Annotated in this window: 15 protein-coding genes and 1 riboswitch; of the genes, 5 read left to right on the top strand and 10 right to left on the bottom strand. The window is 65.8% G+C overall.

The features are described 5' to 3' along the window. Positions 1-273: 273 nt before the first annotated feature. On the top strand, positions 274-1,299 hold the full coding sequence (locus OU800_RS07140) for an isopenicillin N synthase family dioxygenase (RefSeq protein WP_268182376.1): 1,026 nt from the start codon (positions 274-276) through the stop codon (positions 1,297-1,299). Then, positions 1,296-2,228, top strand: coding sequence for a hypothetical protein (locus OU800_RS07145; protein ID WP_268182378.1), 933 nt, complete (start codon positions 1,296-1,298; stop codon positions 2,226-2,228). Before OU800_RS07140 ends, OU800_RS07145 begins: the two co-directional genes overlap by 4 nt. A 351-nt stretch (positions 2,229-2,579) precedes the next feature. Here the strand turns inward: OU800_RS07145 and OU800_RS07150 are convergent, their stop codons facing one another. Beyond that, a complete protein-coding gene (locus tag OU800_RS07150) occupies positions 2,580-3,383 on the bottom strand; it encodes an ABC transporter ATP-binding protein (protein WP_268182380.1) in 804 nt (267 codons plus the stop codon). After that, positions 3,380-4,195, bottom strand: coding sequence for an ABC transporter permease (locus OU800_RS07155; RefSeq protein ID WP_268182382.1), 816 nt, complete (start codon positions 4,193-4,195; stop codon positions 3,380-3,382). The genes OU800_RS07150 and OU800_RS07155 overlap by 4 nt, the downstream gene beginning before the upstream one ends. Before the next feature lie 186 nt (positions 4,196-4,381). Continuing rightward, positions 4,382-4,482, bottom strand: a riboswitch (guanidine-I (ykkC/yxkD leader). A 264-nt stretch (positions 4,483-4,746) separates the two neighbouring features. Here OU800_RS07155 and OU800_RS07160 point away from each other — a divergent pair. Further along, on the top strand, positions 4,747-4,992 hold the full coding sequence (locus OU800_RS07160) for a DUF1145 domain-containing protein (protein ID WP_268182384.1): 246 nt from the start codon (positions 4,747-4,749) through the stop codon (positions 4,990-4,992). Between the two features lie 78 nt (positions 4,993-5,070). On the opposite strand, the gene mmsB is transcribed toward OU800_RS07160, so the two are convergent. From mmsB to OU800_RS07195, 7 genes are all read right to left on the bottom strand, one after another. Continuing rightward, positions 5,071-5,958: a 3-hydroxyisobutyrate dehydrogenase gene (mmsB, locus tag OU800_RS07165; RefSeq protein ID WP_268182386.1), complete on the bottom strand. Its 888-nt coding sequence runs from the start codon at positions 5,956-5,958 to the stop codon at positions 5,071-5,073. 151 nt (positions 5,959-6,109) lie between these two features. Further along, positions 6,110-6,946 (bottom strand): isocitrate lyase/PEP mutase family protein, encoded by an 837-nt coding sequence (locus OU800_RS07170; protein WP_268182388.1) that lies wholly within the window; start codon positions 6,944-6,946, stop codon positions 6,110-6,112. A gap of 104 nt (positions 6,947-7,050) precedes the next feature. Continuing rightward, positions 7,051-8,154 carry an enoyl-CoA hydratase/isomerase family protein gene (locus tag OU800_RS07175; RefSeq protein WP_268182390.1) on the bottom strand — a complete coding sequence of 368 codons (1,104 nt, stop codon included), beginning with the start codon at positions 8,152-8,154 and terminating at the stop codon, positions 7,051-7,053. Between the two features lie 108 nt (positions 8,155-8,262). Continuing rightward, the gene (locus tag OU800_RS07180; protein WP_268182392.1) at positions 8,263-9,081 is read right to left on the bottom strand and encodes an enoyl-CoA hydratase; all 819 of its coding nucleotides are present in this window, start codon (positions 9,079-9,081) and stop codon (positions 8,263-8,265) included. 53 nt (positions 9,082-9,134) lie between these two features. Further along, the gene (locus tag OU800_RS07185; RefSeq protein ID WP_268182394.1) at positions 9,135-10,298 is read right to left on the bottom strand and encodes an isobutyryl-CoA dehydrogenase; all 1,164 of its coding nucleotides are present in this window, start codon (positions 10,296-10,298) and stop codon (positions 9,135-9,137) included. A 6-nt stretch (positions 10,299-10,304) separates the two neighbouring features. Beyond that, complete coding sequence (locus OU800_RS07190) at positions 10,305-11,552, bottom strand: substrate-binding protein (RefSeq protein ID WP_268182396.1); 1,248 nt, start codon at positions 11,550-11,552, stop codon at positions 10,305-10,307. A gap of 93 nt (positions 11,553-11,645) precedes the next feature. Then, positions 11,646-13,142, bottom strand: a complete 1,497-nt coding sequence (locus tag OU800_RS07195; protein ID WP_268182397.1) for a CoA-acylating methylmalonate-semialdehyde dehydrogenase — start codon at positions 13,140-13,142, stop codon at positions 11,646-11,648. Between the two features lie 124 nt (positions 13,143-13,266). Between OU800_RS07195 and OU800_RS07200 the strand changes: the two genes are divergently transcribed. Continuing rightward, a complete protein-coding gene (locus tag OU800_RS07200; RefSeq protein ID WP_268184226.1) occupies positions 13,267-14,148 on the top strand; it encodes an AraC family transcriptional regulator in 882 nt (293 codons plus the stop codon). A 6-nt stretch (positions 14,149-14,154) separates the two neighbouring features. On the opposite strand, the gene OU800_RS07205 is transcribed toward OU800_RS07200, so the two are convergent. Then, complete coding sequence (locus tag OU800_RS07205; protein WP_268182399.1) at positions 14,155-14,967, bottom strand: HDOD domain-containing protein; 813 nt, start codon at positions 14,965-14,967, stop codon at positions 14,155-14,157. Between the two features lie 139 nt (positions 14,968-15,106). On the opposite strand from OU800_RS07205, the gene ung reads away from it, so the two are divergent. Continuing rightward, on the top strand, positions 15,107-15,796 hold the full coding sequence (gene ung, locus OU800_RS07210; protein ID WP_268182402.1) for a uracil-DNA glycosylase: 690 nt from the start codon (positions 15,107-15,109) through the stop codon (positions 15,794-15,796). The last annotated feature ends 6 nt before the right edge of the window (positions 15,797-15,802 follow it).

Consider the following 15,802-nt stretch of genomic DNA (forward strand, 5'->3'; position numbering starts at 1 on the left):
GCGAATTGCGTGCCAGCTCGTCACAGCCCATGAATGGGAGGCTTGGCAAGGGTGTCGGGGGAATTCGTGCCGCCTGATGGGGCCTTTGAGGTGCGTATTGCACCGTTCGGGGGCGATTCTTCGCTGTGGCAGGGGCTCTGGGGGCGTCATGGCGGTGGCATGGAAATCGCTATCCACCCTGTTGCAGAGGCGGCCTTGCTGCCGCCCTCGGGACGACCCGACCCGCTGCTCGTCTGGACGACCAGGTAACTCACTTGTTCAAGGGAGATTGCCATGGCGCATACCCATTTCACTTCCATTCCCCTGATCAACGTCTCCGGGCTTTATGCCGATAGCCTCGCCGAGCGCCAGCGCGTTGCCGACGCGCTGGGCCGCGCCGCGCGTGAGGTCGGTTTTCTGCAGATCACCGGGCACGGCATTTCCCGCGAGCTACGCGATGGCCTGATCGAGCAGGCGCGGCGCTTCTTCGCGCGGCCGCTGGAGCAGAAGATGCGCTTCTATATCGGCCAGTCGAGCAACCACAGCGGCTACGTGCCGGAGGGCGAGGAGCAGTTCGCCGGTGGCAGCAAGGATTTGAAGGAAGCCTACGACGTCAATTACGACTACACCGAGGCGACCCAGGTCTATCCGCTGCTGGGGCCGACGCAGTGGCCGGACTCGGCGGACTTCAAGCGCGCGGTCAGTGCCTATTACCGGGCGGCGCTGGCACTGGGTGACACCCTGTTCCGTGGCTTTGCCCTGGCGCTAGGGCTGGCCGAGGACACCTTCGCCGCCATTACCCGGCGACCCACCAGTCAGTTGCGCATGATTCATTACCCGCTCGACCCCGACCCGGTGGCCGACCGCCCTGGCATCGGTGCGCACACCGACTACGAGTGCTTCACCATCCTCTTGCCCACCGCCGAAGGCTTGCAGGTGCTCAATGGCGACGGCCAGTGGATCGATGTGCCGCTGCTGGAGGACGCTTTCGTGATCAACATAGGCGACATGCTCGAGGTGCTCAGCAACGGGCATTTCGTCGCCACCTCGCACCGCGTGCGCAAGGTCAGCGAGGAGCGTTTCGCCTTCCCGCTGTTCTGCGCCTGTGACTACCCGACGCGCATCGCGCCGATTGCCGGCCTGCCGGCGCGTGGTGAACGTGAGTACGAGCCTGTGATCTGCGGTGATCACCTGTTCGCGCAGACGGCCCAGACCTTTCGCTATCTGCGCCAGCGCCTGGAGGATGGCTCGCTGCAACTGCCCGACGGTACGCTGGGGCTGTCCAGCTTCGGTCAGGGGCGCCGGGAGGTGACGGCATGAACCTGCTGCAACTGGCGAGCCGTTACCCGCACCGCGCCGAGGGCGGCGTGCCGGACTGGATGCTCGGGCACTTCCGTCGGCGCACCATCAGCTTCGCCGATGGCCGCAGCGATGAGCGCACTCAGGTGCACTGGTTGCAGAGCCGCACCTTCACCATCGACCTGCGCCTGCCGGACGCGCCCGCGCTGCCCGTCCGTGCCTGGCAGGATTACGACGCCGCCGAGCTGCGCCAACTGGCCAACCACGAGGGCTGGGTAGCCGACAGCATCTGGCAGAACGGCTATCTGAGCTGGCACGGCGGTGTGAGCCTGCAACTGCACAACCGCTGGCCGGAACCGGCGCAACTGCGGCGCATCGGCAACTGCATGATCGAGTTCGGCACCAGCGGCGCTTACGTCGAAGACTGGCGTTTGCAGGCCAGCAGCGGGCCCTTGATCGGCCTGCGCCTGCTGCAGGAGTGTGATGCGCACAGCGGCGAGGTGCTGCAGCGGGGTGGTGGCCTGATTCTCTGTGGCGACCGACTCGGCTGGGTTCAGGGGCGAGCCGTGGAGCCGGGCGAATCGTCGCTGCAACTGCGCGAGCGAGTCGAACAGGCGCGTGGTGATGGCCAGGCCCTGGCTGCGCTGTTCGACTTCGAGACCTCACTGGCCCACGTCGATGCGCAGGGGCATTATCGGGTGGTGCTGTCCACCTTGCCGGCACGAGTGGGGCAGGCCGTTTCGCTGGAGGGCTTCGAGGTGCCGGAGGCAGGCAGTCTGTGCCAGCGCCTGCAGCAGCCGGATGGCCGCGATGTGGTGCGCACCTTCCTCATCGACACGTTGGAGCCGGATTGGCGGGCAGAGCTGGCCACGCCCTGCACCGAGGAGGCGCAGCGCTGGTTCGCCGCCGAGAGGGAAACCCTGTCGCGGTATCTGCAGGTGTTGAGCTAGGCAGCGGGGCTGGATTCATAGCTGCAAAGCTCGCCGCTGAAGCGCGACATTCTTTGTAGGAGCGCGCGTCGATTTGTAGGGTGCGCCGTGCGCACCGAAACGGCGGCCCTGTAGCCGGATGCAATCCGGGAAATACACTCGCCGCTGAAGCGCCTCCCACAGTAGCCCGGCTCCATGCGATTCGTGGGAGGGGCTTTCGGCTCGGGCATCCTGCTTCGCTCTGCCTCCTGCATCCATGCAGTCATAGCCGCGACGATGCAGCAGCAGAGGTGGTGCGCATGGCGCACCCTACGGTTATCGCGCGGTCTGCCTGCGTAGGGTGCGCTGCGCGCACCGAAACAGCCGCTGCTATCAACGGGCAGCAATCCGCTCGGCCAGTTCGCTGGGCAGTTGCACGTGCGCCCGGCGTGCCTCGTTCAGCGGCAGGTCGTAGGTGATGCGCGCGCCATAGGCGCCAGGTGCCTGCGGGTCGTGGCGTACCTTGTCGAATACCAGCAGGCGGGTGCCGAGGCTGAAGCCTTCGGACAGGTCGTGGGTGACCATGAACACCGTCAACCGGGTTTCCTGCCACAGCTCCAGCAGCAGCGTGTGCATGTCCTTGCGGATACCGGGATCGAGGGCGCCGAAGGGTTCGTCGAGCAGCAGCACCCGTGGCTGCATGATCAATGCCTGGGCGATGGCCAGACGCTGCTGCATACCACCGGAGAGGGCGCTGGGGTACTTGTCCAGAGCATGACCGAGGCCGACCCGGGTGAGGATGCTGGCGGCACGCTCGCGGGCTTCGCGTTTGGCCGCGCCGAGCAGGCGCCCGAGCAGTCGCGACTGGCGCAGCTCCAGGCCGAGGGCGACGTTGTCCAGCACGCTCAGGTGCGGGAACACCGAATAGCGCTGAAACACCACGCCACGGCTGGGATCGGGCTCGGCCATCAGCGGCTCACCGCCGAGCAGAATCTGCCCACGACTGGGGCGCTCCTGGCCGAGCAGCAGGCGCAGGAAGGTGGACTTGCCGCAGCCCGAGGCGCCCACCAGGGCGCAGAACTCGCCTTCGGCGATGCTCAGGTCGAGGCGCTCCAGCACGGTCTGGTCGCCGTATTGCTGCCAGACATTCTTCACTTCGATGAAGGCGCCTGCTGCGCTGCTTTTCTTGTCGCTCATGCCTTGGCTCCTTCATACCAGGGGAAGCACAGCCGGGTGAGCTGGCGCAGGCCCAGATCCAGGGCCCAGGCCAGCAGGGTGATCCAGGCCACGTAGGGCAGGATGATGTCCATGGCCATGTAGCGACGCACGAGGAAGATGCGGTAGCCCAGGCCGTCGGTGGAGGCGATGGCTTCGGCGGCGATCAGGAACAGCCAGGCCGAACCGAGCACCAGGCGCAGGGAGATGAGCAGGCGTGGCAAGAGTTGCGGCAATACCAGGCGCAGGATCAGCGTCCAGGTGTTGGCACCGAGGGTCTGCGCCTTGATCAGCAGTTCGCTGGGAATTTCCCGGGCGCGTTGTTCCAGGTCACGGGCCAGCATCGGGGTGACGCCGATGACGATGAGCATGACCTTGGACAGTTCACCGAGGCCGAAGACGATGAACAGGATCGGCAGGATGGCCAGGGGCGGAATCATCGACAGCACCGTCAGCAGCGGCGATAGCGGCGCGCCCAGCAGCGGCAGGGTGCCGGCGGCGATGCCCAGCGTCAGGCCCAGCAGCGCGGCGATGCCCAGGCCAAGGCCGAGACGTTGCAGGCTGGAGGCGGTGTCCTGCCAGAACAGGTACTGGCCGCTGCGTTTGTCTTCGTTGAAGGCCAGGCGGTTCATGGAGTCGGCCATCTGCCCGGCACTGGGCAGCAGTTTGTCGTTGGGGTTCTCGGCCAGACGGCTGGTCGAGGCGCTGAAGTAAATGAACAGCAGCAGGGCGAAGGGCAGCAGGATCAGCAGCAGGCGTCCGCTGCGATCCGGGTGACGGTTGATCAGGCGCATGGAGAATCCTCTTCGGCCCAGGAACGAAAGGCGTGCGCAGCTAGCGGACGCAAGGGGATACGAACGTCAGGCCTGTGGAGAGGACGGCTGACAGCCGTTGATGCGAGTGGGGCATACCCATGGTGATCCTCCAATTCGAGACGGGGCGGGCAGGAGTTCGCGGCGGTTCCCCACGGATGGGGCGCGTTCTCCCGGGCTTTTGTCCCGCCGTGTAACCTCGCTGGAGGTCGCCAGCTCTCGGACCAGTCGCTCGCCTGGGGCGAGCCGGAACCCTAGCCGGCTATTGGCAAATTGTGGTGCCGCGTGCCCGGTGTACCGGGGCATTTCCTGCACGCTCTGGCTAAAGCGAACATCGTGCCAGGCGCCAACCATCGCACTTTGCGTGACAGGAATGCGGCTCGGTGCGCCGTGCTGGTGCGTTGCGTTGATGCGGTGCTGTCTGATGGGGCATCTGGCCGAGGATCTGCGCAGTGTGACGCCCGTCTAAAGAGAGGCGGTGGAGTTGTGCGGGCCTCGGCACACTCTGCAGGTCACTTTTCAGGAGATTCTCGATGCATCTGTTGTCCTTCCTCAAGGGCGCGCTGGCCATGTTCTGGCTGGTGGCGCTGCTCAATCTGCTCTATCCCTTCGCCACGCCACTGGGCGCCTGGGTGAACTGGGCCGCGTTGTTCCTGCTGCTGGCGCATGCCGGTGAGCTGCTGCTGTTCCGCTCGCGTCTGGAGGGCATGCCGGGGCTGTGGTGGCAGCGCCTGCAGGTGCTGGCGTTCGGCATGCTGCACCTGCAAACGCTGCGCTGATCGGACGCGCTCAGCTCACATGCATGCCCATAGGCGCTAGCTTGCTGGCGATCCGCCTTGGGGCATGCAAGGCGATATCTACTGCTCGACGAACAACTGCTGCACCACGGAAAAATCCTGCTTGCCCTTGCCCTGCTTGAGCAGCAGGCGATAGAGCTGCAGCGCCAGGGCGCCCATTGGCGCGCTGTTGCCGTGGTGGCTGGCGGTTTCCTGAGCCAGGCCGAGATCCTTGGCCATCAGCTCGGCCATGAAACCACCGCTGTAGCCCTTGGATGCCGGTGCGTTCTCCATCACCCCGGGCCAGGGGTTGTACTTTTCCAGCGTCCAGTTGCCGCCGGAACTCTGCCGCATGATCTCGGCCAGCACCGCCGGCTCCAGACCGTTGGCCACGCCCATGGCCATGGCTTCGGCGGTGGCGATCATTTGCACGGCGAGCACCTGGTTATTGCACACCTTGGCCACCTGGCCGGCGCCATCCGGACCGGCGTGGAAGATGTTGCGGCCCATGGCGGCGAGAATCGGCTGGGCCTTCTCCAGCGCCTCGGCTTCACCGCCGACCATGAAAGTCAGGGTAGCGGCCGCCGCTCCGCCGGTGCCGCCTGAAACGGGCGCATCGAGCAGGGCGATGCCACGTTCACGGGCGGCGGCATGCACCTTGCGCGCGGACTCCGGGGCGATGGTGGAGCACTCGATCACCAGGGTGCCGGCTGCGAGCCGATCGAGCAGGCCGTCGTCTCCCAGATACAACGCCTCCACATGGCGGCTGGCGGGCAGCATGCTGATCACCACCTGCGCCTGATCGATGGCGTCAGCGGCGCTGGCGGCCGCCACCGCGCCTTCGCCGGCCAGGGTGTCGACGGCGCTGCGCACCAGGTCGAAGACTTTCAGCGGGTAACCCGCCTTGAGCAGGTTGCGAGCCATGGGCAGGCCCATGTGGCCTAGGCCGATAAAGGCGATCTGGGTCATGTCGGTTCTCCTTTTCTTGTTGCTCTTGGGTGACTGCTCAATGCCAATCAATCACGCATCAATCGTGTAGGTTCCCGGTGCTCTGCCGGTCGCGGCTAAAGCCCCTCCCACAGGCCCCATTTCCCGGATTGCATCCGGGCTACGGCTAGTGTTACTGCCCGGTTTTGAACAGCTCGTTGAGTTCGGCGAAGGAAGCGGCGTTCCTGGCGAAGCCTGCGTCGCCCTGATGCAGCGCGCGTGCGGCCTGGAGGAAGCCGCCAAAGGCTGCGCGCGCCAGGCTGGAGCCGACGCTGACCCGGCGCACGCCCAGCTCGCTCAGGTCGTCCAGGGTCAGGGCGCTGCTGGACAGCCCCAGCAGCACGTTGACCGGCCTGGGCGCCACGGCCCGCACCACGGCGTCGATCTGCTCGCGCGTGGTCAGGCCGGGGGCGTAGAGCACATCGGCGCCGGCCTCGGCATAGGCTTCCAGGCGGCGCAGGGTGTCGGCCAGGTCTTCACGCCCATGCAGGAAGTTTTCTGCGCGGGCGCAGAGGGTGAAGGGGAAGGGCAGGCTGCGCACGGCCGCCACCGATGCGCGGATGCGCTCCACCGCCAGCTCCAGCGGGTAGATGGGCGCCTGCGGATTACCGCTGGCATCCTCGATGGAGCCACCCACCAGGCCACAGGCAGCGGCCTGCAGCAGGGTGTCGGCGCAGCCCTGGGGCTCATCGGCGAAGCCGTTTTCCAGATCGGCTGCCACCGGCAATGGCGTGGCTTCGACTATGGCGCGGGCGTTGACCAGGGTGTCTTCGCGGCTGATCAGGCCCTCGCCGTCGGCGCGCCCGAGGCTGAAGGCCAGGCCGGCGCTGGTGCTGGCCAGGGCCTCGAAACCCAGGGCCGCGAGGATCTTCGCCGAGCCGGCATCCCAGGGGTTGGGTAGCACCAGTAACTCGTCGCGTTGATGCAGGGCCTGGAAGGCCTGGGCTTTTTGCAGTTGCGTATCGGCCATGCTGTTGCTCCTTGTTAATTGTCGTGCCTGCAGATCCTCAGGTCGCGGCTATAGCCCCACAGGTGTAGGGTGCGCCGTGCGCACCGGGCAGGCGGCGCGGCCTTCTACAAATCCGCCAGTGGGTGCTCGCCGTCCCAGGCCGGGGCGAAGTGCGCCTCGATCACGTCCTGCGGGATCGTCGCCACATCCGGCCAATGCCAGTGCGGCGCCTGATCCTTGTCGATCAGGCGGGCGCGCACCCCTTCGAGGAATTCCGGGTGGCGGCAGCAATTCAGGCTCATGGCGTATTCCATGCGGAACACCTCGGCCAGGGACAGGTGGCGGGCCCGGCGGATCTGCTCCCAGACCAGATGGGCGGTCAGTGGGCAGCCATGGGCCAGGGTCTTGGCGGCGCGCGCCAGCAGGGCGTCGTCGTCCTGCTGCAGAGCGCTGAGGGTTTGCACCGCTGCCGGCAGGTCGGCGACATCGAGCAAGTCATCGATACGCTCGCGGCGCGGCAGCCACTGTGCGGCTGGCAGTTCTTCTCGGGCCTCGCTTTCCAGCGCGCGCAGCAGGCTGTGTAGCTGGGCCTCGGGCTGTTCGCGCCAGTTCAGTTGCACCAGGCCATCGAGCAGGGCGCCTTGCTGGTCGTCGCGCAGGAAGCGGTCGGCCAGGTTCAGATCCAGCGCATCGCGGGCGTTGATGCTGGCGGCGGTGAGGCCGAGGAACAGACCCAGGCGCCCAGGCAGGCGGGCGAGGAACCAGCTACCGCCGACATCCGGGTATAAGCCGATATTGATTTCCGGCATGCCCAGGCGGCTGCTGGGGGTGACGATGCGGATGCCGGCGCCCTGCATCAGGCCCATGCCGCCACCGAGCACATGGCCATGGGCCCAGCAGATGAAGGGTTTGGGGTAGGTGTGGATGCGATAGTCGAGGCGATATTCGTCGGCGAAGAAGCGCCGCGCCAGGGCCGGTACATCGCCAGGACGCTCGCGGCACTGGTGGACGAGCTGCACCACGTCGCCGCCGGCGCAGAAGGCCTTGGCGCCGTTGCCGCGCAGCATCACGCAGGCGATTTCGGGGTCGTTGGCCCAGGCCTTGAGGCGCGCATCGAGCGCTTCGATCATGGGCAGGGAGAGTGCATTGAGGCTCTTCTCTGCATCCAGGCTGGCGATGCCGATGCGGTAGCCATGCAGGCTGGGGCGTTCTTCAAATTGCAGATTCATAGGGCAACCTTTGGTTGAGCTTCAAGCCGCAAGCCACAAGCTTCAAGTAAGAGCGCCAGAGCGGCTTTTGGCTTGCAGCTCGTATCTTGCCGCTTGTCGCTGCTCCTCTCATTTATTGCGCCACTGCGGGTCGCGTTTTTCCAGGAAGGCGTTGACGCCTTCGCGGGTGTCGTCGGCGTCGAACAGGTCGACGAAGCGCTCGCGCTCTTCCGGTAACCAGGTGTTCGGGCCGCGCTGGCGGGCGCCCTGGATCAGCGGCTTGATGGTGCGCACTGCCACCGGGCTCTGCCGCGCCACCTTGGACGCCAGCAGCAGGGCGGTGCCACGGGCTTCGCCGGTGTCCACCACCTGCTCCACCAGGCCGATGCGCAGGGCGGTGTCGGCGTCGATGCGTTCGCCACAGAGGATCATGCGCTTGGCCCAGCCTTCGCCCACCAACCAAGGCAGCGCCTGGGTGCCGCCAGCACAGGGCAACAGGCCCACGGCCGCTTCCGGTAGGGCCATCAGCGCCTGGCGTTCGGCGATGCGCAGGTCGCAGGCCAGGGCGCACTCCAGGCCGCCACCCATGGCGTAGCCGTTGATCGCGGCGATGGACACGCCGCGGAAGTCACGCAAGGTCTCGAAGGCTTCGCCGAAGCGCCGGGCCATCTCGCGGGCGCGGGCCTTGTCGCCATCGGCGAACATGTTCAGGTCGGCGCCAGCGCTGAAGAATTTCGGCCCCTGGCCGGTCACCACCAGGGCGTAGACCTCGTCATCGCGATTGAGGTGCTCGATGACCTGCTTGAGGCCGATCAGCGAGTCGCGATCCCAGGTGTTGGCCGGTGGGTGGTTGATGGTGATCAGTGCGGTGTGGCCGTGCTTCTCCACGGTGAGCTTGTGGGTCAAGTCGAAGATGCCGGATTTGTAGGTTTCCAGTGCAGTGCTCATACCGATTCCTCGTCAATTTCTTCCCCTGCCATCGACGGACGGGGACTCAGCGGTTACAGCAGGCGATCGAGCATGCCGCCCTGCAGGAACAGGCGGCGGGCGACGATCACCCGCATGATTTCGTTGGTGCCCTCCAGAATCTGATGCACGCGGGCGTCGCGTACCCAGCGCTCCAGTGGATAGTCATTCAGATAGCCATAGCCGCCGTGCAGTTGCAGGGCCTCGTTGCAGATGTCGAAGCAGTGGTCGGTGGCGAAGCGCTTGGCCATGGCGCAATACAGGCTGGCTTCGCCGTGGCCATGGTCGAGCTTGTGCGCGGCCAGGCGCACCATCTGCCGGCTGGCAGTGAGGTCGGTGAGCATGTCGGCCAGCTTGAACTGCAGGGCCTGGAATTCGCTGAGGGCCTTGCCGAACTGCTTGCGCTCTTCCACGTAGCGCAGGCTCTGCTCCAGCGCCGCCTGGGCTGCGCCGAGTGAGCAACTGGCGATATTGAGGCGGCCGCCGTCGAGGCCCTTCATGGCGTAGACGAAGCCTTCGCCTTCCGGGCCGATACGGTGGCTGGCCGGAATGCGCACGCCCTCGAAGGTGATGGTGCGGGTCGGCTGCGCCTTCCAGCCCATCTTGTCCTCGTTGCGCCCGTAGCGCACGCCGGGGGCATCGGCCGGCACCAGGAAGCAGGAGATGCCCTTGGCGCCATCCTCGCCGCTGCGCGCCATGACGATCAGCACATCGGTACTGCCGGCACCGGAGATGAAGCACTTGCTGCCGTCGAGCACGTAGTCGTCGCCGTCGCGGCGGGCGCGGGTGCGCAGGTTGGCCGCGTCGGAGCCGGCGTCCGGTTCGGTCAGGCAGTAGGAGGCCAGCGCCTGGCCGCTGATCAGCCCCGGCAACCAGGCGTCCTTGAGCGCCTGGTCGGCGAAGCTGGCGAGCATCCAGGTGGCCATGTTGTGGATGGTCAGGTAGGCGGTGGTGGCCACGCAGCCGGCCGCCAGTTGCTCGAAGATCAGCGCGCTGGACAGCCGCGACAGGCCCAGGCCGCCATCCTCTTCGGCGATGTACAGGGCCAGGTAGCCCTGTTCGGCGGCGCGGCGGATTACCTCGATGGGGAAGTGGTGGTCGCGATCCCAGTCGGCGGCGTGGGGCGCCAGTTCCCGCGCGGCGAAGGCGCGGGCGCTGTCGGTGAGCAGGCGTTGTTCGTCACTGAGTTCTAAGTCCATGGCATCTCATTGCAAGGTCAGGGGTTGGCCGCCGGCACGGCGCTCGGCCTGCCAGTCGGCGAGGCTGGGCAGCGCGGTGCTGGCGTCGAGGCGATCGACGATCTCGAAATAGTCCTGTTTCAGCGGATCCTTGAGCACCTCGTCGCGCGGTTTCACCTTCACCGCGTAGACGGTTTGCAGGTTCTGGTGGTCGAAGGCACGCCATTGCTGCTCGTCTTTCAGCAGGCGGTAGCGGTGGCCCTCCAGCGCCTTGATCAGCGCTTCGCTGTCGAGGCTATTGGCCCGTTTGGCGGCATCGGCCCATTGCTGGACGATGCTGTAGGCCGATGCGGCGGAGCTGGAGGGGTACATCTGATAACGGGTTTTGAAGGCTTCGACGAAGGCTTCGCCACGAGCGGATTTCTCCAGCGCCGGCACGCGCCAGGTCCAGGGTTCGGTGCCAATCACCCCTTGCATCAGGCTAGGGCCGCCCTGCTCGATGATGCTCTGGGTGAGGTTGGGGGCGATCACCTGCATGCGTTCGGTCAGGCCGAGATCCTTGGCGATGCGCATGGCGCGTACCAGATCCTCACCGAACAGCACCAGGGCGAGGATGTCCGCCTTGCTGGCGGCGGCCTGGGTCAGGGCGTCCTGGTAGTCGGCCAGGCGCGCGCCGGGGAAGGGGATGCGCACCCCGGCATGCTGGGCGACATCCTCGCTGGCGGTGGTATGGCGCAACGAGGCTTCGGTGGTGTGGCCCCAGGTGTAATCGGCGGTGACGTAGAAGTAGCGCTTGTTCGGCAGGGTCTTGTTCAGGTACTGACCGAGCACCTGGGCACTCATCCAGGCGTTGTTGCACTCGCGGAACATGTAGCGATGGCCATCCTTGCCGGTGGTGTCGTTGGAGTAGGTGAGGGTGCCGAAATACAGCAGGCCATGCTCCTTGGCGCGCTTGCCGGCGGCGATGGCCACGGCGCTGGAGGAACCGCCGAAGAGCATCGCCGCGCCACCGGCAACCAGCTTGTCGACGTTCTTCACCGCCTTGGCCGGGCGCGAGGCGGTGTCCTTGCTGGACAGGCGCAAGGGCCGCCCCAGCACGCCGCCGGCAGCGTTGATTTCATCGATGGCCAACAGGGCTCCACGCATCTGCGCCAACCCCTCCTCCTTGTATGGCCCGGTGCGCGGGTAGTTGAGGCCGAGGGTGATGGGCTCGGCAGCCTGCGCACAGGCGGTGATTGCGGCCCACAGGGCCAGGACGCCAGACAGTCGACGCATTGCAGTTCTCCTTGTTCTTGTTCTGCAAAGTCCCTTTTTACGCCGCTTGTCCGGCTCCGGTGATTGTCTTTTCGTATAACAGCTACGTCGTTCTCATTTCAGTTGAATGGTCATGTTCGGCCCGTCGCCCAGTGGCGTGTCGTCGAACCAGCGGCTGGTCACCGTCTTGGTCTCGGTGTAGAAGCGCACCGCCTGTTTGCCGTAGGCGTGCAGGTCGCCGTAGAACGAGCCCTTCCAGCCGGTGAAGGAGAAGAACGGCAGCGGCACCGGGATCGGCACGTTGATGCCCACCTGGCCGACTTCCACGGCATGCTGGAAGTGCCGCGCGGCGCCACCGGAGCGGGTGAACAGGCTGGTGCCGTTGCCGTAGGGGCTGGCGTTGACCAGTGCGATGGCCTCGTCGAGGCTGTCCACCTCCATGCACACCAGCACCGGGCCGAAGATTTCCTCGCGGTACAGGCCCATCTTCGATGTCACGCCACGGAACAGGGTCGGCCCGACCCAGTTGCCGTCCGGGTAACCCTCGACCGTGCACTGCGAGCCATCGAGCAGGCACTCGGCGCCTTCGGCCTTGCCTTCGTCGATCAGGCGCAACACGCGCTGGCGCGCCTGCGGGCTGATCAGCGGGCCGTAGGCGGCGCCGCTGTCCTGCCAGTGACCGGGGCGCAGCGCGGTCATCTGCGCGGCCAGCTCGTCGATCCACTGCTTCGATTCGCCGACGAACACCGCCACGCTGATGGCCATGCAGCGCTGGCCGGCGGCGCCACAACTGGCGCCGAGCAGGTTGCTGATGACCTGATCCTTGGGTGCGTCCGGCATGATCACCATATGGTTCTTGGCTCCGGCGAAGGCCTGCACCCGTTTCAGATGCTGGGTGCCGGTGCGGTAGACATGCTGGCCCACCGTCACCGAGCCGACGAAGGACACCGCGCGCACCGCCGGGTGCACCAGCAGCGCATCGACCTGCTCGCGCCCACCATGCAGCACCTGCAGCACGCCGGCCGGTGCACCGGCTTCGAGGAACAGCTCGGCCAGGCGGTTGGGTGTCAGCGGATCCTGTTCGGAAGGTTTGAGGATGAAGCTGTTGCCGCAGGCGATGGCCAGCGGGAACATCCACAGCGGAATCATTGCCGGGAAGTTGAACGGGGTGATGCCGACGCACACGCCCAGCGGCTGGATCCAGCTGGCGGTGTCGATCTCGCGGGCGACGTTCTCCACCGTCTCGCCCATCATCAGGCTGGCAATATTGGCGGCATGCTCGGCCACCTCGATGCCCCGCCATACATCGCCCTTGGCGTCGGCGAAGGTCTTGCCGGTTTCCCGGGCGAGCAGCTCCGCCAGCTCATCGTGGTGTTCCTTGAGCAGATGCTGGTAGCGCAGCATCAGGCGGGCGCGTTCCGACACTGGCACCTCGCGCCAGGCGAGAAAGGCCTGCTGCGCACCGGCTACCGCCATCTCGATCTCTTCGGCGGTGGCCTTGGGCGCCAGGGCGATCACGTCCTGGGTGGCTGGGTCGGTGACTTCGATCAGATCCGAGGCCTGGCTTTGCAGCCACTGGCCGTCGATCAGTTGCGGCAGGGTATGGGGCATCTTGGCCTCCGGTTGTTCTTGTCCGAGTTCCTTATAGCCCCTGGTGGCGCTCTTGTGGATTGACGATCTTGGCCATCGGATGGACGATCTTGTCATTCGTATCGAGTGGCAGGGAGCAATCAGGATGGGCGCACGGGTGGAAACCTCCAATTGGCCGTTGCCCCTGGGCGGGCAGCGGTTCATCACGCCGCCGCGCCTGCGCCGCCTGCTGGCACGCCATCCCCTGAGCGCAGGGTGCTATCCATTGGCCATGGGGTTTTACCCGGAAGCGGTCAGCCACCAGATGCAGCGCGCCCAGCCGGATGACCACCTGCTGATCCATTGCCGTTCCGGCAAGGGCTGGCTGGAGACGGCGGATGGACGATTCGAGGTGATGCCTGGCGATCTGCTGCTGTTGCCCAAGGGCATCGCCCATGCCTATGGCGCCGACGCGAATAGCCCCTGGACCATCTATTGGGTGCATTTCGACGGCAGCCTCAGCGAGGACTTCCTGCGCCTGCTCGGGGGCCAGCCGTTGCGCCGCATCGGCGTGCAGCCGCGCCTGCTCGGCGACTTCGAGGCCTTGCTGGCGGTGCAGCGCCAGGGCTTAAATGCCTTGCCCTTCATCCATGCCGCACATCGCCTGCAGGCGATGCTCAGTTCGCTGGCGGCGCTGCCGGCGCGGGTCAATCTGAAATCCGGACGGGTGCTGGATATCGAGGCGGTGCAGGCAGTGATGCGTGAGCATCTGCGTGGCAGCCTCAACCTCGACGAACTGGCGGCGCAGTTCAAGCTGTCGCGCTTTCACTTCGCCAAGACCTACCGCGCGCTCACTGGCCATGCACCGATCCAGGATTTCATCCAGTTGAAGATGGCCTTGGCCTGCCGCCTGCTCGACCGCGGCGATATCGAGGTGCGCCAGGTGGCCGAGCAATTGGGCTATGACGACCCGTATTACTTTTCGCGGCTGTTTCGCAAGGTGGTGGGGATGGCGCCCAGTCATTACCGGGCGCTGCACCAGGGGTAGCAGGCATCAGGCGAGCAGGCGCTTCCACATGCTCAGCTCGTCGGCCAGCTCTTCGCGCAGGGTCGCCAGTGGCTGCTCCAGGCCCAGCTTCTTCTGTACCGGCAAGGGTTCTTCCGGCTCATGGCCGGCTTGCATGGCACTGGCGAGCAAGACCAGATCGGCCATGTCGGCGACGCCGTCGTGCTCGCGTTGCCACTGCCCATAGAGGCGTGCGCACTCGATGATGCTCGGCGGCAGTTGCCAGCGGGTGAGAATCAGCGCGCCCAGATTGCCGGACAGCGACTCGCACAGTTCCTCCAGGGTGGCGCTATCGCGTGGCACGTCCGGCCAGTTCTCCAGCTCCGACAACAGTGGCAGGCTGCCGATGTCCTGCAACAAACCGGCGAGCATGGCGTCGTCCATGGAAACGCCTGCACGCTGGGCGAGCACCGCACAGTGCGCCGCGCGTTCACGGGCGTGGCGCCAGCGCAGACGAAAGGCCTGCAGCAGCAGCGGGTCGGTACTCTCGAACAGGTGTTGCAGGCTGAAACCCAGCACCAGATCGGCCAGTTGTCGGGTGCCCAGGCGATCCAGCAGGTCACGCAAGGAGCCGCAGGGGCGACTGCCGCGCATCAGGGGGGAACTGGAGAACTGCATCAGATAGGCCGCCAGAGGCGGGTTGCCGTTGATCACCCGCACCAGTTGTTCCGTCGAGGTCATCGGGTTGTCCAGCAGCTTGCGGATGCGCACGGCCGCTTCGGGCATCTGCGGAATCTTCGCTTCGCCCTTGAGGAAGCGATTGAGTAGCGCCAGGCGCAAGGTATCGGTGGTATTCGACATGGTGTCCGAGGTCATTTTAGGTGCGATAGACAATAGGCTAGCAAAGCATGTTGCCGCCTGTCGCAATCCCTGTCCTTGACTTGCCGCAACCCCATCACTAGCGTGCCTGCATTCGTTGCGAGGCATACAGGAAAACCGGATGACCGACGACCACATCAAGCTCGAAGACAGTTGGAAGCACGCGCTGCGCGAAGAGTTCGACAAGCCCTACATGAAGGAGCTGGGGCAGTTCCTGCGTGCGGAGAAGGCCGCCGGTAAGGAGATCTACCCGCCTGGCCCACTGATCTTCAACGCGCTCAATTCCACGCCGCTGGATCGGGTCAAGGTGGTGATCATCGGTCAGGACCCTTACCACGGGCCCGGCCAGGCTCACGGCCTGTGTTTCTCGGTGCAGCCGGGGGTGGCCACGCCGCCTTCGCTGCTGAATATCTACAAGGAACTCAAGCGCGACCTGAACATCGACATCCCGGCCCACGGCTACCTGCAGAGCTGGGCCGAGCAGGGCGTGCTGCTGCTCAACACTTCGCTGACGGTGGAGCGCGGCAACGCCGGTTCGCATGCCGGCAAGGGTTGGCAGACGTTCACCGACCGGGTGATTGAGGTGGTCAGCGAACATCAGGACAAGCTGGTGTTCCTGCTCTGGGGCAGCCATGCCCAGAGCAAGCAGCGGCTGATCGATCCCACCAAGCATCTGGTGCTGCGCTCGCCGCATCCGTCGCCGCTGTCGGCACATCGCGGCTTCATCGGCAACGGTCACTTCAGTCGCTGCAACCAGTTCCTCAGCCAGAACGGCCTAACGCCCATCGACTGGCGCCTGCCGCCGCTTTGAACGCCG

Origin of the sequence: Pseudomonas sp. GOM7, assembly GCF_026723825.1 — a bacterium.
Classification (GTDB): Bacteria; Pseudomonadota; Gammaproteobacteria; order Pseudomonadales; family Pseudomonadaceae; genus Aquipseudomonas.